Below are 24005 nucleotides of genomic sequence, written 5' to 3'. Positions count from 1 at the left end.
CAGCTAGTCCACGGGCGCCCGCGCGGGCGCGACCGCCATCTGCGCGGCGCCCGCCGATGTCCGCTCACTACCGACCATGCGCGCGATGTCCTGCTTCATCAGCCTCCGAATGGCAGGCGATTCGAGGATTGCCGTCCTCGCCGCGGCCCGAAGCCGATCGACCGCTTCGCTTGGCAGAACGAGCGAAGTGGGCAAACGGTGCAGATAATCGCGCTCGGCCGAGTCCTTCAGGACGGCGAATGACACGTCGATCACGTGGATATTGATGTCCGGCGCCCGCAGGATGAAATCGAGCTTTGGATTTCCCTCCGCTATCGGCTTCATGTCCGTGCGCACCACCCGTAACACCTCCCACCCAGCCTGCATATCCTTCAACGTCTCAACGGTGTCATACGAGTAGCGATCGATTGGTGCGCCGGCGGTCTGGATGAGCAGCTCGACCATACCAGGTGGGTTTTCGTGCAAGCTCCAGTCGTTGGGAGGAGTTGCCAGCGAGTTGACAACGAATACGAAAACCTCGCGCAAACGATCAACCGGCGTCGGCATGCCCAATGCGTGGAGCGACGCGAACGTCGATAGGACATCCAGCACACCCCGAGCGCTGATATTGTCGGAGATGCCGCCGTCCACAAGATGAAGGTAGGGTCGCCTCGACTGGTCCGTGTAGACTCGCAATTCATTCAAGTGTTTGATCGAGCGTACGGCGGGTCGCGGAGGATCGGGATTGTCGAGTAATAGCCTGGCCCACGCAGGGGGACGGTAATCGCAGGTCCCGCCGTGGTTGTCGATGGTGATGGCCGACAGGACCACCGGAACGGCGGAGGAAGCCGCGGCCGCGCGGGCGAGGCGGAAACCTCCCAAGTCCGTGCACAACATATCGAATGTCGGTTTGTTGAAGTCGATGCGTGTGCCCTCAGACAGGTCAGTGGCGCTCACGACGATTTGCGGACCGTCACGCTTCAGGTCGGCGTAGGTCGCGCCGTTGAACAACACGTCATCGTAGAGATCCGCAGCCAGCTCCGATCGGCCCCACCCCGTTGAAACAAGCGCGCCCCAGTTAAAAGGATTGAGCACGCGGGCGATCAACTGGCCCTGCACGTCCCGCCTGAGAAACCGCCTCTCGTAATCGTCGAAGAGCCTGTCGCCGTAGAGCCCGTAGGCAAGAGCAGTGAAGCTTCCGCCCGATACGCCGGTAATGACCTCGACTTCGTCGAGAGCCCGGACCTTGCGGCCGCTTGGGGTGGTGATCTGCATGTCGCGCAGGGTCTCCAGCACGCCGTAGGAGAATGCAGCCGCACGCATGCCCCCGCCCGAAAAGGCGAGCAAGACGAAATGCTGGCGATCCTCCTGGTTCTCCGAAGGCCGCTGGAAGGTGTACATCGTTGCAGGATCGAAGTGCTCGATCCGCGGATTGACCGGACGTGTGGCGCAGCCGGCGAGGCCGCAGGTAACCAGCAGCGCCACGAGTACGAAGGAAGAGCCCAGCAGGCGATCCTTGGCTGGTCGAAGGCTCGGCCGCGCTGCCCTGCGAGCAGCGCGCGCCACAGGAATACCGAGTCGCGACCGAGGTTCAGCCGCACGAGATGCTCGGGCTTCACAATCGCGGTACGCCAACTCGTTCATTGCTAAGTCATGCTGCGGTGGCAGGTGCAAAGTCCGGATCCGGCGCAACTGTGCGTCGTACTTTGAACAACGCGGCGTAAAGGGCCACGCAGGAAGAGAAGCGTCGGCATGGTCGCGGCGGTGAGTCCGCTCAGACGGATCTTCCTCTAGCCAGTAGACGCAACTACGCTTTAAGTATGGGTTTTTGTTGAAGAAAAAGCCAGCGCCGCAAAAGCGGCGGCTGCCTACACGGCGCGCTTTTCGGCTTTGGCCTTGAGCGGGAAGGAAAGGCCGATGGCGTCGAGGATTTTGGCCTGTTGATCGTCCGGGCGTGGCAGATGCGTGTGACGCTGACCGTTGCGGTCGGTGCTGTAGAGATAGGTCAATCGTCCGAGGGCCACCAGGGCGTCGTCCGGAGTGATGGTGGCGGGGTCGTCTACGGTGCTGCCGAAGGTCCGGTGGAGAGCCGCTTCAAACCGCCGCGTGATCTTCAAGGCGAGCATCGCCACGAAGACATGTGCCTTGGTACGCTCAGCCTTGCGCAGGAAGATCGGGCGAATTTCCAGGAAGGTGGTTTTGACCGTGCGGAAGTTGCGCTCGACTTTTTGCAGATCGCGATAACGCGCATCGACCGCCTTCGCATCCATCAAGCCTTGTGGCACATCGGTTTCCAGGAGATAGCAGCCGTCGAGCAGGGCGTCCTGCGCTTTAGCCTCCTGGTCGATGGTGCAGACAATGACGCGTTCGTTCAGCGCGAGGGTGACAAACGCGGCGAGTTTGTGGCGTTTGGCCCAGCGCTGCAAAGCGGCCAGGCCGGTTGCCGCGCTGGCGCGCCTGGAGTTCTTGACGAAGGCGTTACGGTCGGCGATCTTCGCCTGCAACTGAGCCAACTTGTCCTCCCGCCGCCGCTCCTCGCGCACCCGGACGATCTCGTTACGGCGCACGATCAGCCGTTTGTCGTCGTGTTCGACTTCGCACAGAGGCACATCGAAGAGGTCCGTCTGCAGCACGCCCTCCTTGAGGAAGGTGCGTACCTGCGCGTCAGTCAAGGCGGTGATATAGCGGAAGCCCTGTGCCGACAGCGCGGCCTTCCCCTTGGCCTTGATCATTCCCCGGTCGCCCACCATCACCACCTCGGCAATCCCGAATTGCTCCTTCAGAATCGTGATCTGGCTGGCCACCGTCGTCGGGTCCGCGGTGTTGCCCTCGAAGACGCGCACGGCGAGGGGCTCGCCGTCCTCGGCGGTCAATAAACCGATGACGATTTGCTGCTTGCCTCGCTTGCCGTCGCGGTTGTAGCCGTATTGCCCCAGTTCGTTGCATTCTCCTTCGAAATAGCTGGAGGTGACGTCGTAGAGCACCAGGACCGGTGGTTGGCCCTGCTCCTTGACGTAGGCCCGGTACAGTTCCCGCTCGATACGCTCCTGCTGGCTCGCCAGCCAGTCCAGAGCGGCATAGAGGTCGTCCTCATCGAACTCCTCCAGCGCCAACACATCGGCCACCGTGTGCTGTTTCGCCCAGCGCACCGCCGACAACCGCGACCCGCCATGCGCGATGCGTGCGAGAATCAGAAACAGGTTGAGCCTGCTTTCCGCCGCACTGCCCAATACCCGCGTGATGCCCACCTGATCCGCCAACTGCTTGAGCGCAAACAGCACTCCAAAAATCTCGCCGCTGGTCATCTCTCCCGACCAGTCGTCGAATTCGCCCTTCACCAGACGTTCCATGGCGACGATTCGCTCCGGTGCCCAGTTCGTCAGGTTGGCAATGGTCCGCGTGCAGACTTTGCCGCCCTCACGATAGGACTCGCGGAGCAGGATGGCGGGCCTGGATTTTCGGTTGGGGATGCGGGCGATGTACATGCCGACAATAAAGCCTAATAGCGCATTGTTTGTCAAGCACTATTATTGCATATACATGCCTACATGTTTTGCCGATTTTCTGATTTATTGCAATTAATCAGAGACTTACCTTGAGGACTCCGGGAAGGTCCGTCAGAGTCCGCTCACAATTCGGCCCGTCATTGCAGGTTCGCAACGATGCGGCCGTCGATCTTGCCGTCCTCCATGCGCGCGAAGATGTCGTTGAGGCTTTCCAGACTGTTCCAGGAGAAGTGGGCAGAAACGGATCCGCTGCCGGCGAAGGCCAGCGCCTCGTCCAGATCCTGACGCGTTCCGAAGATGGAGCCGCGCGAGGTTATGCGCTTGAGAACCATGTCGAAGATCGGCGGCGACATCTTGCCGGGTGGCAGACCGACCAGCGCCATCGTGCCACGCGACCGCAGCCTGTCGAAGGCCTGTTCGAATGCCTTCGGTGATTCGGCCGTGACGAGCGCGCCGTGGGCGCCGGACAACGTCTCCCACCCGGTCCGGCTGTGTGGGCAGTGCCCGCGGGCCGTATGCAGCCACGGAATTCCCACCCGATCGCCCTCCTTGACGCCGCGGGCGGCACGGCCGACCGCAGCCACCGTTCCCACGCCTTCGTGGCCGGGGATAAAGGGCGTCTGCGGCTTGACGGGACAATCGCCCTTCGCGGCGTGGAGGTCCGTGTGGCAGATCCCGGTCGCCGCGATGCGAACGAGGACTTGGTTCTCGTTCGGCTGCGGAACAGGTACCTCCTCGAGTCCGAGTGGCTTTCCGAGCTCGTGTACGACGGCTGCTTTCATCGAGTTGCCCATCGATCGCTCTCATCGAGCGCCTGTCACGGCGCGTTGGTCTACAGGCACATGCGGCGTTCCAATTGACCGTTGGCCTCGTTCATCGGTGCTTCATGCCGGGGCCGCCGCCGGCGGCATCTCAGGATTTGCAGCAGAAGCCCGCTCGACCTTGAACCACGCGGCGTAAAGAGCCGGCACGAAGAAAATCGTCAGCAACGTGGCGACGGTGAGACCGCCCATGATGGCGATCGCCATAGGACCCCAGAACACGCTGCGCGTCAGCGGAATCATCGCGAGCACGGTGGCCGCCGCGGTCAGCGCCACCGGACGAGTCCGGTGCACGGCTGCTTCAAGCACGGCATTCCAGGGATCGCGGCCCTCGGCCATTTCGGCCTGCACCTGGTCGACAAGGATCACCGCGTTGCGCATGATCATCCCGCACAATGCGGTGATGCCGAGGATCGCGACGAAGCCGAGCGGCGCCTGGAAGATGAGCAGCGCGGCGACGACACCGATGAGTCCGAGCGGTGCCGTCAGGAACACCATGAACATGCGCGAGAAGCTCTGCAGCTGCAGCATCAGGATCGTCAGGATCGTGACCAGCATGACCGGGAAGACCGCCATCAGCGCGCGGTTGGCGATGTCGCTTTCTTCGACGGCGCCGCCGACGTCGATGCGATAGCCGAAAGGCAGCTGCGCTTCGATCTCCTTCAGCATCGGACGGATCTCCTGAGTCACCGACACGCCCTGTTCGCCGTCCTTGACGTCCGCGCGCACGGTGATCGCCATGTCGCGATTGCGTCGCCACAGCACCGGCTCTTCAAGCTCGTACCGCACGCGCGCGACTTGCGACAGCGGCACGACAGTCCCCTCTCGGGTATAGAGATTGACGTCCTTCAGCGTGTCGACGTCGAGACGCTCAGACGGAACCGCACGGGCGACGATGTCGATCAGGTCTTCGTGCTCGCGCAGTTGCGACACCGTTGCGCCGTTCATTACGGTCTGGGTCACGAAGGCGACGTCGGCTGGCGCCAAGCCGAGCGCACGCGCCTTGTCCTGGTCGAGGTCGACTCTCAGCGTGCGCACCGGGTCATTCCAGTCGAGCTGCACATCGCGAACTTTCGGACTCGAAGCGACCGCCGCTTCGACCTCACGCGCGATCGAACGAACCCTCTGCGTATCCGGACCGACGACACGGAACTGGACTGGGAAGCCGACCGGCGGGCCGAGTTCGAGGCGCGTGACGCGGACCCAAACCTCCGGGAACTCCTCATTGACGCTCGTCATCAGGCGCGACCGCACGCGTTCACGCGCCTCCATGTCGCGCGTCATGACGATGAAGGCGGCGTAGCCCGGGTTCGGCAGCTCCGGATTGAGCGAGAGATAGAAGCGCGGCTGGCCGGCGCCCGTGTACGCGGTGAAGAAGCGAACGTCCTCGTCCTTCTTCAGCACCGCCTCCATCTTCTTTACCTGCTCGGTCGTCGCGGCGAACGAGGCGCCTTCCTTCAGTCGCAGTTCGACGACGAGCTCGGGTCGCGAACTGTTAGGGAAGAACTGTTGCGGCACGAACCTGCTTCCGACAACCGCGACGGCCAGTGCGACGACGGTGGTGGCGATGACCCACCAGCGCCGCGCGATGGCGAGGTCGATCCACCCGCGTAGCCTGCGATAAGAGGGCGTGTCGTACGGGTCGGCGCCGTGGTGGTGCGTTCCGAAGTCCTTGGGCAGCATGTTGACGGCGAGGTAGGGCGTGATGATCCCGGAGACGACCCACGAGAACAACACGGCCGTACCGACAATCCAGAAAATGCCGCCAGCGTATTCGCCGGTGGTCGATCTGGAGAAACCGATCGGCATGAAGGCGGCGACGGTGATGAGCGCACCGGTCAGCCGCGGCATCGCGGTCGCGGAGTACGAGTAGGCGGCCGCTTTCAGGCGATCCCAGCCCTCTTCCATCTTCACGACCATCATCTCGACCGCGATGATACCGTCATCCACCAGCAGGCCGAGCGCGATGATCAGAGACCCGAGCGAGACGCGCTCGAGGTTCCAGCCCATCGCAAGCATCACCAGCGCGACGACGCCGAGCACGAGCGGGACCGAGAGCCCGACGACGATGCCGATGCGCCAGCCGAGACTGATCAGGCTGACCGCGAGCACGATCGCCAGCGCTTCCATCAGCGAGCGTTCGAATTCCCAGATGGATTCACTGACGACGGTGGGCTGATCGGCGACGCGTTCGAGCTCGATGCCATGGGGCAATTCCGCCTGCACGTTGGCGACCGCCTTCGCGATCGCGTGGCCAAACTCGACGATGTTGCCGTCGTTGGTCATCGTGATGCCGAGCATCAGCACCTGCTGCCCGTTGTGGCGCACCGTGTACATGGGCGGATCTTCGTATCCGCGCGTGATCGTCGTGAAATCGCCGAGCTTGATCAGCCGTCCACCCGCAGCAATGGGAACATTGCGGATGTCATCGAGGCTCGTGAACTGGCCGCTCACACGAACGAGCACGCGGTCGCCGTGCGTGTCGATCGAGCCACTTGCCAGTACACTGTTCTGGCTGCGCAGGCTCTCGGCAATCGCGAGCGGGGTGATGCCGAGCGCGGCGAGACGCTGGTGCGAGAACTCGACGTAGACCTTCTTCGCCTGCTTGCCATAGATGTCGACCTTCTTCACCATCGGCACCTTCAGCAACCGGCGCTTGATGTCTTCCGCCGTGTCGGAGAGCTCGGCGTGGCTGATGCCGTCGCCCTTGACGGCGTAAAGCAGCCCGGTCACGTCACCGTATTCGTCGTTGAAGATGGGGCCGATGACGCCATCGGGCAGCTCGAGCTTGACGTCGCTGAACTTCTTGCGCGCTTGGTACCACGCCTCGCGCTGGTCCGCATGCGAGGTGCCGCCGACGACCGACAGCGTCATGCCGCCGTAGCCTTGGCGCGCGTAGGTCTTGACCTTGTCGAAGTGGTCGATCTGCTCGAACTTCTTCTCCATGCGGTTGAGCACCTCGTCCTGGATCTGCTGCGCCGTCGCGCCGGGCCAGATGACGATCACCGTCATCGACGGCACGGAGAAGTTCGGGTCTTCGAGCTGGCCGAGCTTCGTGAAGCCGAGCACGCCGCCGATGGCGATCGCGAGGATCAGGAACAGAACGACGGCGCGGTGGTTCAGCGCCCATTCGGTGAGGTTGAACGATTTCATCGGGCGACCTGCTTCGTTTCAGCGTTGCGCGCGGCCTCGGGAAGCGCGACCCGCAAGCCCGGCGCCATCTTCTGCACGCCGGCGGTGACGACGAGTTCGCCGGCCGGCGGCCCGGACACAAGCACCTCGTCATTGCGATACCCGTGCACCGAGACGTTGATCAAGTCGACGGTCGCGGCCGATTCGGACCCCGCGGGATGAACCACCCAGACCGCTGGCTGGCCGTTGTTCTGCGTGATCGCCGAGGCGGGAATTACTGCTGCCGGCGCTTCGCCGACCTGCCGTTCGACGACGAGCGTGGCGGTCGCGCCCAGCGGCAGCGGCCGCGGCGTGACCGGCTTCAAGCGAGCGCGAAAGGTTCGCGTTTGCGCCGCCGCCTGGGGCGACAGTTCTCGCAGCGCGACCTCGAACGTTTGCTCGGGCGCGCTGGCCAGCCACGCCTTGTAACGCGACGTCTTGAATACGGCGAGGTGATCCTCGGGCACGTCGGCCACGATCTCGGGCTCGCCGTCGTTGGCTATCGAGACGACCGGTTGGCCCTCGGCCACGACTTGCCCGACCTCGAAGCGCACGGCGGTGACGACGCCGCTGCGCGACGCGCGCAGCACCGTGTACTTGAACCGATTGCGCGCCAACTCGAGCTGCCGGGCCGCGGCCTCCGCCGACGCCGACGCCGTTTCGTGCGCCGTCCGTGCCTTCTCGTTGTCCGACACGCTGACCGAGCCGTCGGTCTTCAACGCGTCTAGCCGTTTGCGGTCCGACTCGGCCTGCTTCGCCTGCGCGGTGGCGGCGACGAGCTGCTGCCGCGCGGCGCCCTCGGCCAGCCGGTAATCGGTGTCGTCGAGCACCGTCAGCACGTCGCCCTCGCGCACGTTCTGGCCGACATCGACCTTGCGCTGCACGACCTTGCCGCCAACGCGAAAGGCCTCGTTGACTTCGTGGCGCGACTGCACCGTGCCGACGTAGCGGTTCATTTCCTGCGTCCTGTCGTAGCGGATCTGCGCGGTGCGCACGGCACGAAGGGCTTCTGCGGGTGGCTTCGATGTACACGCGGACAGGCCCGCGACGGCGATCATCGCGACGATGACTAATGTGGGGGAGGGAGACGGATTCACGACGGATCCTTGTATCGAGCGACGGAGTTTGATGATGTAGGCGAATTCGGGTTGGCGGACGCAGCGGGACCGGCGACGGGCTCGAACGCCTGCCAGCCACCGCCGAGCGCCTTGTATAGTTGCACGCTGTCAAGCAGCAATTGCGTGTTGGCGTCGTTGGCTCCGACGCGCACGGACAATCGCACGCGTTGCGCGTCAAGGAGTGGCAAGAGGTCGATCTGGCCGCGATCGTACAGCGATTGCGCGCGACCCAGCGCCGCGTCGGCCGACGCCGCAGCGCTGTTCAGCGCCTGCGCGCGTTGCCGTTCATCGGCGAGCGCCACGAGCGTGTTCTCGACGTCTTCCAATGCGCGCGCGATCGCGTCCTCGTAGCGCAGGACGGCTTCGCGTTGTCCACTCTCCGCGATGTCGTTGATCGCCTGCGTGCGTCCGGCGTTGAAGATCGGCATCGCCAACATCGCCGCAACGTTGGTGAAGCGCGCCGGGCCGAGGTCCGAACCATTGAGCTCGATGCTCTCGCGACCGAACACGGCACCGAGAACGAGCCGCGGGAACCACTCCGCCATCGCCTGCTGCCGGCGCGCGTTGGCGGCGTCGAGCTGCGCGCTCGCCGCGAGCAGGTCCGGCCTGCGTTGCAACAGCGCGGCGGGTTGCCCCGGACGCGCCGGCGGAACAGTGGCTTCGACGGTAGACGGCGTGATGCTTGCGGCGCGGAACGCCTGACCGCCAATGAGCACGGCGATGCGATGCCGGGAGACGGCGGCAAGTGTTTCGAGCGGCGGGATGGCTGCGCGTGCCCGCGAGGCTTCCGTCTGGGCACGTTCCACATCGAAAGCCGTCGCGAGACCGACCCGTTGGCGCGCCGTGACGAGGCGCAACGTTTCGTCTTGCGCGGCCGCTATCGCACGTACCGTTTCGAGCTGGCGCAATGCGCCGGTGAGTTTGAAGTAGTTGGTTGCGACGTCGCTCAACACCAAAAGACGCACGCCGCGCGCGCCGTTTTCGACGGCCAGCGTGTCGGCCGCGGCCGCAGCGGCGCCAGCGCGCAGGCGACCGAAGAGGTCGACTTCCCAGGTCACGCCGACGCCGATCTGCGCCGCCTTCGTGTTCGCTGCTTCCGGAACGACGCTTTTGAGAACCGAGTCGTAGTTCGTCTTGTGATCGAAGGCATCGCCGGCGAGGCCAACGGCCGGAAACAGCCACGAACGGCTGATCGTCTCTCCGGCGCGCGCGGCGCGTAGCCGCTCGGCCGCGATCTTGACATCGCGGTTCTCCTGCGCGGCGCGGCGGATGAGGTCGGCAAGCACGGGGTCCTTGAAGCCTTCCCACCACGCCACCTCGGGCTCGTCCACGGGGGCCGTTGCTGCCCCGAATCGGTCCGGCACATCGAGCGAGGGCTTCAGCACGGGTGTGGTACACCCCGCCAAGGCGAGCGCGACCGACGCGGCGAGTACACGGAAATGGCGGAATGGGATACTGGGGTTGGCTGGGTTCGACATGGCAGTGAGCGTAAGGGAATGGTTGCTGCGCGTCGTCAGCGAAGCGTCGACGTTCTGTCGGGATTTTGTCGGAAGGTGCGACGCGGATTCACAGGCGGGCGCGTATCAACTTGAGTTCCGCGCGGCAGGCTTCGCCGAACGCCTTCAACGGATCGGCGCCTACGGAGCGGGCAAGTTGGCCCATCTCCTGTACCGTCAGGTTGCGCGAGAAGTACTGGTCGGTGATGTGGCTCAACAGACGTTCGGCTTCGGCGAGCACCGGCTGCGAGGCGGTGAGGCGAATGCGATTCGTGAGTGCGTAGAGTGGGAGCAGCTTCTCCGGATCGTCGAGCGTGTGGACGAACGCGTCGATGAGAAGCTTCGCGCATTCGCCGATGAATTCGCCGTAGAGCGTCTCACGCTTGCGCATGTCCCCCTGAATCAGCTCGCGCTGGCTGACCGTCTTCTGGGTAATCCAGGCGGTCGCAAAGGCAGCCGAGCCGCCAACAAGCGAGCCGAGCACGCCTGCCATGGCGCTGATGATCGCACTATCCATGCGTTCGCTCCTTCACGCGGGCGGCCACTTTCCCAGCAAATCGCCGAAGCGATTCCTGATCTGCTCGATGACATGCGCCTCGATCTGCTCCGTTTGCAGCTCCCCGACGGCGTCGACCGACTTTTCGCGGATCACGAAATAAAACATGAGCATGTCGCGAAGCTTTGCGAAAGCGACGGGATTGGGGGTTCCGCACACGGAAGCGTCTTTCTCGAGCACACGCTCGATGATGCCGGGATCGAGGATGCGTACCTGACATAGCAAGCACAACCTGGCAATCTCGCGGTCGAGCTCGTCGATGTTCTCCGCCCACCAGGCGATCTGCCCATGATCATGTGGTTCAGTCACGGATTCGCTCCACCGTGTGAATCATCACGATTGCCGACGCTGAACGGTATCGATCACTCGCTTTGCGCATTGGACGGCTGCTCGTGGGGGGTCGCATCCAGGTCGCTGGCAAGGGACTCGAGCAACTCGCGACCGGATACAAATTCACATTGCCGGCCGGTAACGAGGTTCTCGAGACGGCCGGCGAGCGCATCGGGTTTTGCATCACCGCGCACCTTCACCACGTAGGCGCGTCGAGTAGGGTACTTGCAGTCAGTGTTGAAAGTCATCTCAGTTGTCGATAGTGAGTCATCGAGGCTAGCCTAAGAGTTCTTGTACGGCGAGTTGTCAGCGTAACGTCGCCAAGTCGTCCGGATTCGGGTAAACCGACGTGGTCTACCCAGACTTCGCTTTGGCGAGCAGTGCTCGCGCCCTCGCGGCCGCGGGTGTGTCGAGCGCTTCGGGAAGCTGATCGACGAGTTCGGCAAGCGCGCGTCGGTCTTCGGCCGTTGCACTGTGGCGCTCGCACAGTTCGATCAGTGCCATCAACTCCAGCCACGGCGCCTCCTGCGCTCTGGCCTCCACGATGGCGCGCCGAATGGCGGCGTCGGCGGCCGCGCGGTCGCCACGCGCGCGCCCGATGACAGCCTGCATCACGAACAACTGCGGCAGATACACGCGCTCACCGAGCGTGTTCGCCACTTGCAGCGCGTCCTCGAGTTCGTGTTGCGCGCCATCCCAGTCGCCGGCAAGCACCAAGGCCTCCGTAGCATACCCAAGGACCTCACTGCCTCCCGCCAGCATCCCGAGCTGGGTATTGTCTTCGTACGCTTCTCGAATGCGGCGATAGCCGTCGCGCGGTCGTCCCATCCGGGCATCCGCCCAGCCGCGAAACCACCGGCACGCCGTCCGACCTTGCGCGACCTTGGATTCGTCGACAAGTGCACGCATTTCGTCGGCCAGAGCCGCGACACGTTCTGCGTTGCCGAGTCGGACCTCAAACAGCGCAGCGTACCAGAGTGCCGCCAGCCGCGTGTTCGGCCATCCCAGGAGGAGCGCGCGCGCGTGCGCGCGCTCCAACCGCGCGCGCGCCTGTTCGACGAACCCGGAATGAAGAAGGTGGATGCCCTGCAGGCCCAGCAGCGTGACCTGTGGATCGGCCACGAAGATTTCGACCGGCGCCAGTTCGAGAAGCTCCGCGGCCACGAGCCCGCGCTCGATCCATGTGCCAGCCGCGCGCAGTCGGCCCTGAAGCTGAGCCACGTATCCGTGCACGATACACGTGACGAGCACAAGCACCGGATCGTTGGGTGCAGACGAGAGCGCCTCGGCTCGTTCCGCCACCGCCAGCGCCTCGGCATAGTCCGCCCGCAGGCTGAGAACGAACGCGAACCCGTGCAGCAGCCGTCCGCGCATCGAATGATCGGGGATGTCGGCGAGAAGCGCGTACGCACGCTGGAACGCGATTTTCGCTTCGGGATGACTGATACCATGTACGTGGGTGGCCGCTACTCCATGAAACGTGGCGAGCGCGATCTCCAGCGCGTTGCGTTGGGTGCCCTCCGGCGCCTGGCCAAGAAGGGTCAACGCATGCTCAGTGAGGTTCATGCACTCGCGCGGGCTCAGGCGCGCGAGCGCCGCTTCGGCAGCCGCAACGTAGTGGCGCAGCGCGGCCATCGGCTCGCGGCCAAGCTCGAAGTGCATGGCGAGTTCCGCCGCGGCGACCGAGGCGCCTGCCGCACGCTCGCGTTCGAGCGTGGTGCCGACCTTGCGGTGGAGCTGTGACCGAATCGATGGGTTCGTGTGCTCGTAGAGCACCTGGCGAAAAAGCGCATGCCTGAACGAATACGGCAACTCTGCTGCATTGTTACCTCCCTGGGGACGCGGGGCGACGAGCCACAACTGCGCGCGCGCGAGCTCGTCGCACGTCTGGCCGACCCAAAAAGCGTCCCGCTCGAGTGCTCCCGAGATCGTAGGGATACCGAACTCGATGCCGCAAACGGCGGCGGCCGAGAGCACCAGGCGCTGATCGCCTGTGAGCTTGGCGATGTAATGATCGATGATCGCCGCGAGATGCTCCGCAACCGCGATTTTCGCGAGCTGCGACCCGGCGGAAGCGTTGTCACCGGCATGTTCGGCGCGCGTGATCACTTCCGTCATCACCGACGCGACGAACAGCGCTACGCCGTCGGTGCGCTCGTGCAAAGCGCGCACGAACGCTTCGTCGGTGGCGATCGCTGGCGATCGTGCCGCCACGTAGTCGGCCACCTCGCTTTCGGAGAACGGATCGAGCACGATCTCCTCGCACAAGTCATGCAGACGGAGCTCGTGCCGCAACGGGTTGAGCGGATGGTCGAGGGCCACGACCTCGGCAAGACGGAAGCTTGCAAGCCACATGATCCGCGCGCTGCCGCGGCGCCGCGCGATGTAGTCGATGAGCTGGATCGTCGCGCGGTCGCTCCAGTGCAGGTCCTCGGTCACCAGCAACAGTGGGCGACGCTCGGTGTAGCGATCAAGGAACTGGCCCATCTCGCGCAACATGCGATCCGGGCTGACGCCGGCGAGCTCTCGTCGTAGTGCTTCTCGCTCGTCCGTCGTGCTGAGCCACGGCAGTTGCAGCAGCCAGGTCGGCGCCACGGCGCGCAGCAAGGACGGCACCTCGCTGTCGCTGCGGCACAACTCATCCAGCGCTTCCAAAACGGGAAGATAGGACTCAGCCGTGCCATAGTGGTCGACGCATTGGCCGCGCGCGCACGCGACGTTGCCGAGGCGCGCAATGAACTGTTCGATCAGCGTCGTCTTGCCGATACCCGGCTCGCCAACAATCCAGCCCACCGCGCGCTTGCCGCTGCACGCAGTGTCCCAGGTGCGGCGTAGTCGTGATAGTGGTTCGGCGCGACCGATGAAGTAGGGCACGTGCGCGGCGGTAAAGCCCGAAACGCTTGGCTGGACGCCAGGCGCAGCGGCGAGCGCACTGGGAGCGGCAACGAAGCGATACCCGCGCCGCGACACCGTTTCGATGTAACGCGGTTTGCGGGCATCGTCGTCGAGCACCGTCCGGAGCTCGCTGATGGCGGTTCTCAACACCGAGTCGGTCACGAACTGGTGGCCCCAAACCTCATCGAGCAAAGCGTTCGTGGTGAGCAGGGATCCGGCGTGCCGCACGAGTGCGCACAGGACGGCGAATGGCCTCGGCGCGAGCGCGACAGCCGTTCCGTCGCGCAGCAAGCGCGCGTTGGCCTCGTCGAGCTCGAATCGGTCAAAGCGCACTCGTAGCGGATGGGGTTCACCCTTGGGGCGACCGCTGGCGGGGCGTTCGATCATTGGGATGTCAAGCGGTTTCGATATGGCGTAGGACGCTCGAGCGCCAGCCAAGGAAGTGGTGCCCGAGTGGCCGGTCGCGCAATTGACGCCCGTAGCGCTTCCGGATCGGCAAAGTCACCATGGATCGGACGCGGCCGCCACACCCAGGGCGCAGTCAGCGTCGATGCCAGCGTTCGCGATTGTTGGCTGGTTCTCTGTCGACTGGCTCGGCACCGGCATTTGAACCCGATCATTGTCGACAATGGCTCCATTGGTCGCAATACAGACAAATACCAGGGCGACTACGGCGACGAGGCGCACAGATCTCGTGCTCGACACTGCTCCTCTCGCGATCCTTGGGGTTCGCCCTCCAAGCTGCGAAGTTGCACAGCGCACTTTGCAATAGTGGTCGTCGCACGCCCTTTGGTCAAGTCTGGCCGAAGGCAGCGTGATCGGGGTGTGTTGCGGCGCTACCTGCAGAACACCAGCAGGTACAGTCGGGCGCAAGTCACCCACTTGGTAGCCCGCTGGCGAGGCAAGCGTCTGGCCGCCCTCGCGCTGGCCATGCGCTACCGGGCACTGGCGCAGCCTTTCGCACGCAAGTACATGGCCGCCGATGTGGCCTTGCTCGTCGAAATGAATATGGGGACGCCGTCATCCGTTCGGAGCGTGGCACGACCGTGTGCGAGTTGCACTTCCCGCTTTGATCGCGCCCTTCCCGTTTACAACGCGCGGCCCTCAGGACTGTCCCTGCTCACAGACGACGTTCAACTCCCGGCACATGGCGAGTGTGCGCGCGACGATCGTCGACGTGGTCGAGCTAGCGATGCCCGGGTGCGCAGTCGATACCATCATTTGCGAGAGGCTGTCGTTCAGCGGGTTGACCTGAATGCCGCCGATCTGTGTGCCGTCGGTGAATTCGATCGAGCGCTTGGCGTCGTCGCTGCGCGTCACTCGGAGTTGCGTGTTCTGGGCCAGCAGGCGCTTTACGGTTTCGAAAACCTTGTCCGCCGTCACCTCGACGATCACCGTCGCCACATCGTAGGCGGCGCCGGTGGTGGGCGACGACTGCGCCATCTGCTCGATGCGTCCGATCGCCCGCCGGGCCAGAAACAAGGCCTGAGCGTCGGCAACACTGGCGAGGGCGAGCAGGACGCTGCCGGCCACCAGGCCGTGAAAGTGGGGCGGTCGCTGCATATCGATTCTCCTGTTACCACCAAGGCGTTTGAGGAGCGAGTCGCAGCGAAGTTCCGACAAGGAGCGAGCCGACGTTCACGGCGCCGGAGAGTCACCGAGCGGGGGTGGCACGTCTGCCGACTGGCAATGAACATGGTAGCCGTTGCGCCCCGCAGCCTTGGCGATGTACATGGCGGTATCGGCGTCGCGCAGCAGACCGGCTTGATCCGTGCCGTGGTCCGGATACAGGGCAATGCCGACGCTGCAACCCACTTGCACCTCACGTCCGGCGATGGTGACCGGGCGGCCAACTGCATCGATGATGCGACGAATCACGCCCTCGACGGCTTCCGCCGACTCGGGTGCGGAGAGCACGACGACAAACTCGTCGCCGCCAACCCGCGCCACTGTATCCACGTCGCGCACCATGGACGTGAGACGCGTGGCGAGTTCGCGCAGCAGGGCGTCACCCGCCGCATGCCCCATTTCGTCGTTGATCGGCTTGAAGTGATCGAGGTCGATGAAGGCGACCGCGACCACGCGTCCGTCGCGCGCGGCTTGCGCCAGCGCCTGCTTCAGGCGCTCTTCGAGGACCCGGCGGTTGGCCAGTCCGGTCAGCAGATCCTGCCGTGCCTGGTCTTCCAGCTGGGCCTCGTAACGCTTCTGCTCGCTGATGTCCTGCAGCGTTTCGACGGCGCCGATCACCCGGCCGTCGGCGCCATGCAAGGGCGCGGCCGTGAAATACAACCAGCGCCCGCCACCCGGGAACTGCGGGAAGTGATCCTTGGCCTCCCAGGCGCCGGCTATCAACCGCGAGGGTTGGTACTTGCCGGCATAGAACTTCTCCACTTCGCCGATCGCCGCATCGAGAACGAGGTCGGCCATCACCGGTCGCGGCTCCGGATAGAACGGCCACCAGTGCTGCCGGGAGCCGATCATCTGCTCAGCCGGCACGCCAGCCATCGACTCGCAAGCGCGATTCCAATGCGTTACCCGGTGCTCGGCGTCGATCACGAACATCGGCACCGGGCAGCCCTGGACGATTTCCGATAGGAGGACTGCCCCATCGCGTGCTGCCCGTTCCGCTTCGCGCTGTGCCGTTATGTCGCGGAAAGTTTCAACGGCGCCGATGACACGGCCTTCGCCGTCGCGCAGCGGCGCCGCCGTGAAGGCCAGCCACTTGCCGCCAGCCGGTAGCTGCGGGAAGAAATCCTCACACTCCCAGCCCCCCTCGACCAAAACCGAGGGCCGGTACTTGCCCTCGTAATAGCGTTCGAGGTCCTCGTGGCGGCAGCCGGTCAGGACCAGATCGGCCATGACCGGCCGCCGGCTTGGATAGAAGGCGGACCAGGCGCCGGCCTTGCGCAGCATGAACTTGCCTGGAATCCCGGTGATCCGCTCGCAGGAAGCATTCCAGAAGACAACCCGGTGCTCAGCGTCGATGGCGAACATCGGAATCGGCAAAGCGTCGACGACGTACTTTGCCAATCTCTCAGCCACTGCATCGCCGGAGTGGCCTTCGCTATTGACGTCGCTCATGGTGTAGGCTCCGTGCTGGTTGACATGGCGCGGGGCAACGCCAGACACCCCACGAGGCGGGAATTATCACCCTTCTCCGCCGACGGCGCCAAGCTTCGGGCGTCCCCGCCACGAGGTGCAGTTGGCCGCCGGACAGAACGCCATGCCGGTCCGTCACGCCTCACGCCCGCACCGTTCGTCACCTTACTCTGGATTTCTTGGACGTGGCGGCAAGGCGATCACAGGCAAGCAGAAAACAAAGAGGCCAGGCCTTGTGGGCCTGGCCGAATGCGTGCTTTCCTTGGTGGAGACAGGCAGGATCGAACTGCCGACCTTCTGATTGCGAACCAGACGCTCTCCCAGCTGAGCTATGCCCCCAAAGCCGCACGGATTCTACGCGGCGCAACTTGCAGCGTCAATCCCGGAAACGGCCTGGCGATGCCAAGCCGTCTACCCGAGGAAGACGGCACTCTTATTTCTTGCCTTTGGCGGGTGCTGGCACGACGGAAACGGCCACGGCTTCCGCATAAACGCCCTCAACCTGATCACCCTTCTTGATCAGCTTGAGCTGTTCCGGATCCTTGATCTTCAGGCGAACGGTCCTGGTCGCGCCACGCAAGGTGACCGTCTGATTCTTGCGGTCAACCTGTTGCACGTCGGCGACGAAGGCTTACCACCCATCACTTTTAATGTAATCTCTCATTACTACGAGGCAACACATTGAGAGACGATGGGAAAGACAGATAAGTTAGCGGATGAGGTACGGTTTGGTCTGGAAGAGGCCCTCCCTGGGATGCGCAAGACGATCCTGAAAAAGCTACCGCTAGCGGTGGCGGCGATGATTCAGGCGCGCACACCGAACACGATGGAATTGTCGACGCTACTGGCGCTGAACACGGAACGTGCGGACATGCGCGAGCAGTGGTTGCGGCGACTGCTGACGAACCGGCTGATCCGCAGTGCGGGGGTGCTTGAACCCTTCGCTCGCCGAGCGCTGGAGCAAGCGGCGGCGGGAGGACAGACGATTCTGCTGTCGATGGACCAGACCGACTTGGGCGATCGCTTCGCGGTATTGATGATCAGCGTGCGCCGCGGCGACCGATCGCTGCCGCTGGTGTGGCGGATCGAGGAAGGCGAGGCCAATATTGGCTTTGCCGGGCAGCAGGTGCTGCTGGAGGAGGTACGGGCGTGGTTGCCCGAAGGCGCGGCGGTGATGCTGCTGGCGGATCGATTCTACCCCTCCGTGGCCTTGTTCGAGTGGCTCCTCGCGACGGGCTGGCAGTATCGGCTGCGCCTGAAGGGGAACCTGTTGGTTGATGTCGGTTGCGCTGGCATCGGGACCACCGGCGAGTTGGCCGCCGGCGTGCGTGAGCGCTATGAGGCGAATGCGCGTCTGTTCGAAGCGGGCATCCCAATGGCGATTGGCGTGCTGCATGAGCCTGGACACCCCGAGCCCTGGATCATCGCGATGGATTGTCCGCCCAACCGGGCCGCGGTCCGAGACTACGGCGCGCGCTGGGCCATCGAACCGATGTTCTCGGACTTCAAGAGCCGCGGCTTCCGCCTGGAGGATACGAAACTCGAAGCGCCCAAGCGTCTCGATTGCCTTATCCTGATCATGGCGCTGGCCATGTACTGGTGTGTTCAGGCCGGGCAGGAGGACGCCCGCTGCAATCCCACCGCCACTGAAAAAAAGCCCGTGAGCAGACCGACCCCAACCATTGGAGTGTCCGCAAAGCCTATCGCAGTGCCCTTTCCTGGTTCAAACGCGGCCTCCGCCTTCTCTTGAGACGCGCTGCCAGCGCACTGCCTCTTCCCAAGTTCTTTCAGGGGGCCGAAACATGATAGGTGGTAAGGCGACGAAGGTAACCTCCTTGACCTCATAGCCGGCCGGCTTCTCGCCCTTGGCGGCGGAGGCGGTTTCGCCACTGTCGATCCGCTCACGCAGCGCGCCGCCGCCTTTCTTGAGGGTGATTACCAGGCCCTGGGTGTAAGTGGCGATGACGTTGTCACCAACCTTGATCTGGTCGAAATTCTTGACTTCGTCGCCGGCGACGATCTTGATCTGGTCGCCCTTGGCATCCTTGAGGACGACGCCACGCGTGGCCTTGTCAATCGACTCGACGACGAGGGTAACCTTGGCTTCGATCATGCCGGCAAACTTACCCGGGGCTACCGCGGTCAGTGCTTCGGCGGCCGGGGCCTGTTGGGCGGAAACAGCCAGCGGCATGAGGGCAAGCGCTGCGGTGGCAAGGGCGGTGCAAAGACGCATCAGGGACTCCTGTACGAGAGAAGAAAAGAGGGAGGACGGCAATTTGGCGCTTGTTGCGGACAGCGAGCCTGACTCAAGGACGAGCCGCTCGCGCATGCTGCGTGAGAAAGTCATACGTCCTTGCCGGCGACTCGCGCCTTGAAGGTCGCTCCGGCGGAGAACTTCGGAACCGTGGTTTCCGGGATGTGAATCTTCTCCCCGGTCTTCGGGTTCTTGCCCTCGCGCGAAGCACGCCCACTGGCCTTGAAGGAACCGAAACCAACCAGAGTCACCGTTTCTCCCTGAGCAACACTGTCCACGATCGTCTCGATCACGGCGTCAAGCGCTTTTGCTGCCGCCGCTTTCGAGAGTTCGCTTCGGGCGGCAATCGCGTCGATCAGTTCGGACTTGTTCATGTTATCTCCTATGATGGGTGAAGGTCTTCCTCGATCTGTATGCCCGCATTTCGAGGACGTCTAACGAAGGGAAGGAAAAGATTGCAGGAAGGTGAATTCTGTCACGGAATCCATCGGTGCCAAACAACTTTTTTTCGCGTTTCTAGCCGTCGGCGGCGCCAACGAGAAGGTTTCTCAGGTCTTCGGCGCGACTTTCCTCGCTGTTTGGGACGCCAACAGCGACCGCCGCCGCGCCTGCGTCACCTTCACTCGCCCAGGCGGGCCGCAGAGGCCTCGCGCCGGCGCATGAGTAGCGGCCGCAGGAAGCGGCCGCTATGGCTTTCCTCCTCCAGAGCCACACGTTCCGGGGTGCCGACGGCGAGGATTCGTCCGCCGCCGGCGCCACCCTCCGGCCCGAGGTCGATCAGCCAGTCGGCCGTCTTGATGACGTCGAGGTTGTGTTCGATGACCACGACCGTATTGCCGTGATCGACGAGGCGGTGCAGCACCGTCAGCAGCATCTCGATATCCTGAAAATGCAGCCCGGTGGTCGGTTCGTCAAGAATATAAAGTGTTCTGCCGGTGTCGCGCTTGGATAGTTCAAGGGCGAGCTTGACGCGCTGTGCCTCGCCACCCGAAAGAGTCGTCGCCGCCTGACCGAGCGTGATGTAGCTCAGACCGACGTCAACCAGCGTCTGCAGCTTGCGGGCGACGACCGGCACAGCGTCGAAAAAGGCACGCGCCACCTCGACAGTCATCTGCAGGACCTCGTGAATGTTGCGGCCCTTGTACTGGACTTCAAGCGTCTCCCGGTTGTAACGCTTGCCGTGACAGACGTCGCAGGGAACGTAAACATCGGGCAGAAAGTGCATTTCGACCTTGAGCACGCCGTCGCCCTGGCAGGCCTCGCAACGCCCGCCCTTGACGTTGAACGAAAAGCGGCCTGGCCCGTAGCCGCGTGAGCGGGATTCCGGAACGCCAGCGAAGAGTTCGCGGATCGGTGTCAGCAGGCCGGTGTAGGTGGCCGGATTGGAGCGTGGCGTACGGCCGATCGGGCTCTGGTCGACGTTGATCACCTTGTCGAAGTACTCGAGCCCGACGATGCGGTCGTGCTCGGCGGCCTCGCTGCTGGCGCCATAGAGATGCCTGGCGGCTGCCGTGTAGAGCGTGTCGTTGATCAGCGTTGACTTGCCCGAACCGGAGACGCCGGTGACACAGGTGAGCAGGCCAAGCGGGATGTCGACCGAAACGTCCCGGAGGTTGTTGCCGCGCGCACCGATGATCTGCAGCACTCGCCCGGCTTCCGGCTGGCGCCTGACGGCGCGCATGGCGATGCACCGGCGGCCGGCCAGGAAATCACCGGTCAGTGAGGCCGGATTGTCGATGATCGCCTGGGGAACGCCCTCGGCGACGACGTAGCCCCCGTGGACGCCGGCGCCGGGGCCGATGTCGACGACGTAATCGGCGCCGCGAATGGCTTCCTCGTCGTGTTCGACGACGATCACGGTATTGCCGATGTCGCGCAGGCGCTTGAGCGTCTTCAGGAGCCGCTCGTTGTCGCGCTGGTGGAGGCCGATCGACGGTTCGTCGAGGACGTACATGACGCCGGTCAGCCCCGAGCCGATCTGCGAGGCGAGACGGATGCGCTGCGCCTCACCGCCGGACAGCGTTTCGGCAGAGCGGTCGAGCGACAGGTAGTCGAGGCCGACGTCGATGAGGAACTGCAGCCGGCTGACGATTTCCTTGAGCACCTTTTCGGCTATCTGCGCCTTGTTGCCGGGAAGCTGGAGGGCGAGAAAATAGGCGCGCGCTTCGGCGAGGGGCAGGCGATTGATCTCGTGCAGCGTGCGTGCACTCGCGCGCACGCCGACGCGCACGTTGCGCGCCTCTTCGCGCAGGCGACTGCCGTGGCAGGCGGGACAGGTCCTGTTGCTGATCAGGCGGGCCAGTTCCTCGCGAACGGCGTTCGAGTCGGTCTCCTTGTAGCGTCGCTCGAGATTGACGACGATGCCTTCGAAGGCATGCTGGCGAACGCTGGGCCGGCCGCGTTCGTTGACGTAGCTGAACGGCAGTTCCTGCCGCCCGGAACCGTAGAGGACGACCTGCCTGACGTTGTCGGGAAGTGCGTCGAACGGCGTGTCGACGGCAAAACCATAGTGCTCGGCGAGCGAGCAGAGCATCTGAAAGTAGAAGGGGTTGCGTCGGTCCCAGCCGCGAATCGCGCCGGCGGCCAGGGACAGCTCGGGCCTGACGACGATGCGCTTCGGGTCGAAGAACTGGATGACGCCCAGACCGTCACATTTTTGACAGGCGCCCATCGGGCTGTTGAAGGAAAAAATCCGCGGCTCGAGTTCCTGTATGGAATAGGAGCACACCGGGCAGGCAAACTTGGCGGAAAAGAAATGTTCGTGCTCGTTATCCATTTCGTAGGCGATCGCGCGACCGTCAGCGTGGCGCAGCGCGGTTTCGAAGGATTCGGCGAGGCGCTGGCGCAGGTCTTCGCGGACCTTCAGCCGATCGACGACGACGTCGACGGTGTGCTTGTGCGTCTTGGCCAGCTTGGGCAGCGCGTCGATCTCGTGGATCTGACCATCGACGCGCAGCCGGGCAAAACCCTGCGCACGCAGTTCGGCAAAGAGCTCGAGCTGCTCGCCCTTGCGGTTGGCAACGACCGGCGCCAGGATCATCAGGCGGGTGCCTTCCGGCAGCGCCAGGACATGATCGACCATCTGCGAGACGGTTTGCGCTTCCAGCGGCTGCTGGTGTTCGGCGCAGTAGGGCGTACCGGCGCGGGCGAAAAGCAGGCGCAGGTAGTCGTGGATTTCGGTGACCGTGCCGACGGTCGAGCGCGGATTGTGACTGGTCGCCTTCTGCTCGATCGAGATCGCCGGCGACAACCCTTCGATCAGATCGACGTCGGGCTTTTCCATGCGTTGCAGAAACTGCCTGGCGTAGGCCGACAGGGACTCGACATAGCGCCGCTGCCCCTCGGCGTAGAGCGTGTCGAAGGCGAGCGACGACTTGCCCGAACCGGAAAGACCGGTAATCACGATCAGCCGGTTGCGCGGCAGGTCGAGACTGACGTTCTTCAGATTATGCGTGCGTGCGCCGCGGATGCGTATCTCTCGGGTCTCGTCCATTGGCTGCCGGCCGGAGGGCCGTGGGCAAACCTGCTAATATACGCAATTCCGCAGTCCGGCAGCAAACTCCATGTCCGTCTCGACCACCGACCGTATGAGCAGCGATGAGAAGCGCGCCGGCGTCAGCCTGGCGGCCGTTTTTGCCCTGCGCATGCTGGGCCTCTTCCTGATCCTGCCGGTGTTTGCGATCTACGCCAAGGAGCTGCCTTCCGGCAACGATGTGGCGCTGGTCGGCATTGCTCTTGGCGCCTACGGCCTCACGCAGGCCTGCCTGCAGATTGCCTATGGAGCGGCCTCGGACCGTTTCGGGCGCAAACCGGTGATCGTCTTCGGACTCATTGTCTTCGTCATCGGCAGCTTCGTTGCCGCCTTCGCTGGCGACATCTATATCGTCATCGCCGGCCGCGTGCTGCAGGGTGCCGGTGCCATTTCGGCGGCGGTCACGGCACTCGCTGCCGATCTGACGCGTGAACAGCACCTAACCAAGGTGATGGCGATGATCGGTTCGTCGATCGGGCTGGTCTTCGCCATCTCGATGGTCGGCGCGCCGCTGCTCTTCGTCAGCATCGGCATGCCCGGCATTTTCGCGCTGACCGGGATTCTCGCCCTGCTGGCCATCTTTGTCGTCATCAGGGTGGTGCCTGCCGCACCCGCGGTACCGCGCCAACCCACCTGGCAGAGTTTTGTCGAAGTCCTCGCGCATCGCCAGCTGTTGCGCCTGAACTTCGGTGTCTTTGCGCTACACCTGATGCTGACCGCGATGTGGGTGCTGCTGCCGGCCGAGCTGATCAGCACCGGCGGCCTGCCGGTCGCCGAGCACTGGAAGGTCTACCTGCCCGCGCTGCTGCTGTCCTTCGTGATCATGGTGCCGGCGATCATCGTCGCCGAGCGCTTCTCGCGCATGAAACTGATCTTCAACGCCGCGATTGTGCTGCTGCTGCTCGTTCAGTTCGGTTTCGGCCTTTTTTCGGCAGGGCTCTACGGACTGGCTTTCTGGCTGACGCTCTTCTTCGTCGCCTTCAACATCCTCGAAGCGACGCAGCCTTCGCTGATTTCGCGGATTGCGCCACCGCACGCCAAGGGCGCGGCGCTCGGCGTGTACAACACCACTCAGGCGCTCGGACTGTTTCTCGGCGGCGTCTTCGGCGGCGTGCTGGCCAAATACGCCGGCCCCGGTGCCGTCTGGGCAGGTGGGGCAGCGCTGGCGCTGGTCTGGCTGATGCTGGGTCTGTCAATGTCGATACCGCCGCTGCGCACCCGGCAACAGGCTGCCTAAGCCTCTATAAT

The 24005-nt window shown here is 63.9% G+C and carries 17 protein-coding genes, 1 tRNA gene and 1 pseudogene; 2 read left to right on the top strand and 17 right to left on the bottom strand.

All coding sequences use genetic code 11. From position 1 onward, the window contains the following. Positions 1 to 3: 3 nt before the first annotated feature. From CAP2UW1_RS00740 to CAP2UW1_RS00670, 14 genes are all read right to left on the bottom strand, one after another. Positions 4 to 1623: a patatin-like phospholipase family protein gene (locus CAP2UW1_RS00740; RefSeq protein WP_199931537.1), complete on the bottom strand. Its 1620-nt coding sequence runs from the start codon at positions 1621 to 1623 to the stop codon at positions 4 to 6. Positions 1624 to 1847: 224 nt separating this feature from the next. Further along, positions 1848 to 3464 carry an IS1634 family transposase gene (locus tag CAP2UW1_RS00735; protein ID WP_012806955.1) on the bottom strand — a complete coding sequence of 539 codons (1617 nt, stop codon included), beginning with the start codon at positions 3462 to 3464 and terminating at the stop codon, positions 1848 to 1850. A 158-nt stretch (positions 3465 to 3622) separates the two neighbouring features. After that, the gene (locus CAP2UW1_RS00730; protein WP_012806954.1) at positions 3623 to 4279 is read right to left on the bottom strand and encodes an alcohol dehydrogenase catalytic domain-containing protein; all 657 of its coding nucleotides are present in this window, start codon (positions 4277 to 4279) and stop codon (positions 3623 to 3625) included. 90 nt (positions 4280 to 4369) lie between these two features. Further along, positions 4370 to 7459, bottom strand: a complete 3090-nt coding sequence (locus CAP2UW1_RS00725) for an efflux RND transporter permease subunit (protein WP_012806953.1) — start codon at positions 7457 to 7459, stop codon at positions 4370 to 4372. Next, positions 7456 to 8535, bottom strand: coding sequence for an efflux RND transporter periplasmic adaptor subunit (locus CAP2UW1_RS00720; RefSeq protein ID WP_041567640.1), 1080 nt, complete (start codon positions 8533 to 8535; stop codon positions 7456 to 7458). The genes CAP2UW1_RS00725 and CAP2UW1_RS00720 overlap by 4 nt, the downstream gene beginning before the upstream one ends. A gap of 35 nt (positions 8536 to 8570) precedes the next feature. Then, positions 8571 to 10073 carry an efflux transporter outer membrane subunit gene (locus CAP2UW1_RS00715; protein ID WP_012806951.1) on the bottom strand — a complete coding sequence of 501 codons (1503 nt, stop codon included), beginning with the start codon at positions 10071 to 10073 and terminating at the stop codon, positions 8571 to 8573. A gap of 88 nt (positions 10074 to 10161) precedes the next feature. After that, positions 10162 to 10608 (bottom strand): hypothetical protein, encoded by a 447-nt coding sequence (locus tag CAP2UW1_RS00710; protein ID WP_012806950.1) that lies wholly within the window; start codon positions 10606 to 10608, stop codon positions 10162 to 10164. Between the two features lie 12 nt (positions 10609 to 10620). Then, entirely contained in the window at positions 10621 to 10956 is a 336-nt protein-coding gene (locus tag CAP2UW1_RS00705; RefSeq protein ID WP_012806949.1) for a hypothetical protein, read from the bottom strand. 53 nt (positions 10957 to 11009) lie between these two features. After that, complete coding sequence (locus CAP2UW1_RS00700) at positions 11010 to 11225, bottom strand: hypothetical protein (RefSeq protein WP_012806948.1); 216 nt, start codon at positions 11223 to 11225, stop codon at positions 11010 to 11012. A 106-nt stretch (positions 11226 to 11331) separates the two neighbouring features. Then, on the bottom strand, positions 11332 to 14259 hold the full coding sequence (locus tag CAP2UW1_RS00695; RefSeq protein WP_012806947.1) for an ATP-binding protein: 2928 nt from the start codon (positions 14257 to 14259) through the stop codon (positions 11332 to 11334). A gap of 717 nt (positions 14260 to 14976) precedes the next feature. Next, a complete protein-coding gene (locus CAP2UW1_RS00685) occupies positions 14977 to 15435 on the bottom strand; it encodes a hypothetical protein (protein ID WP_012806946.1) in 459 nt (152 codons plus the stop codon). A 75-nt stretch (positions 15436 to 15510) separates the two neighbouring features. Then, positions 15511 to 16953: a diguanylate cyclase domain-containing protein gene (locus CAP2UW1_RS23420; protein ID WP_012806945.1), complete on the bottom strand. Its 1443-nt coding sequence runs from the start codon at positions 16951 to 16953 to the stop codon at positions 15511 to 15513. A 281-nt stretch (positions 16954 to 17234) separates the two neighbouring features. Continuing rightward, positions 17235 to 17310, bottom strand: a tRNA-Ala gene (locus CAP2UW1_RS00675). A gap of 94 nt (positions 17311 to 17404) precedes the next feature. Further along, positions 17405 to 17587 (bottom strand): hypothetical protein, encoded by a 183-nt coding sequence (locus tag CAP2UW1_RS00670; RefSeq protein WP_041567638.1) that lies wholly within the window; start codon positions 17585 to 17587, stop codon positions 17405 to 17407. A gap of 75 nt (positions 17588 to 17662) precedes the next feature. On the opposite strand from CAP2UW1_RS00670, the gene CAP2UW1_RS00665 reads away from it, so the two are divergent. After that, the gene (locus CAP2UW1_RS00665) at positions 17663 to 18721 is read left to right on the top strand and encodes a transposase (protein ID WP_012806944.1); all 1059 of its coding nucleotides are present in this window, start codon (positions 17663 to 17665) and stop codon (positions 18719 to 18721) included. Here CAP2UW1_RS00665 and CAP2UW1_RS00660 read toward each other — a convergent pair. From CAP2UW1_RS00660 to uvrA, 3 genes and pseudogenes are all read right to left on the bottom strand, one after another. Further along, entirely contained in the window at positions 18695 to 19204 is a 510-nt protein-coding gene (locus tag CAP2UW1_RS00660; RefSeq protein ID WP_012806943.1) for a hypothetical protein, read from the bottom strand. The two genes, CAP2UW1_RS00665 and CAP2UW1_RS00660, sit on opposite strands and share 27 nt — an antisense overlap. Before the next feature lie 110 nt (positions 19205 to 19314). Then, a pseudogene (locus CAP2UW1_RS00655) lies at positions 19315 to 19623 on the bottom strand (HU family DNA-binding protein); the annotation flags it as partial. Between the two features lie 221 nt (positions 19624 to 19844). Continuing rightward, complete coding sequence (gene uvrA, locus CAP2UW1_RS00645; protein ID WP_012806941.1) at positions 19845 to 22718, bottom strand: excinuclease ABC subunit UvrA; 2874 nt, start codon at positions 22716 to 22718, stop codon at positions 19845 to 19847. A gap of 70 nt (positions 22719 to 22788) precedes the next feature. Between uvrA and CAP2UW1_RS00640 the strand changes: the two genes are divergently transcribed. Next, positions 22789 to 23994 carry an MFS transporter gene (locus tag CAP2UW1_RS00640; RefSeq protein ID WP_012806940.1) on the top strand — a complete coding sequence of 402 codons (1206 nt, stop codon included), beginning with the start codon at positions 22789 to 22791 and terminating at the stop codon, positions 23992 to 23994. The last annotated feature ends 11 nt before the right edge of the window (positions 23995 to 24005 follow it).

This window comes from Candidatus Accumulibacter phosphatis (genome assembly GCF_000024165.1).
In the GTDB taxonomy this organism is placed as follows: Bacteria; Pseudomonadota; Gammaproteobacteria; order Burkholderiales; family Rhodocyclaceae; genus Accumulibacter; species Accumulibacter phosphatis.
This window is presented reverse-complemented; position numbering and strand designations above follow the sequence as displayed.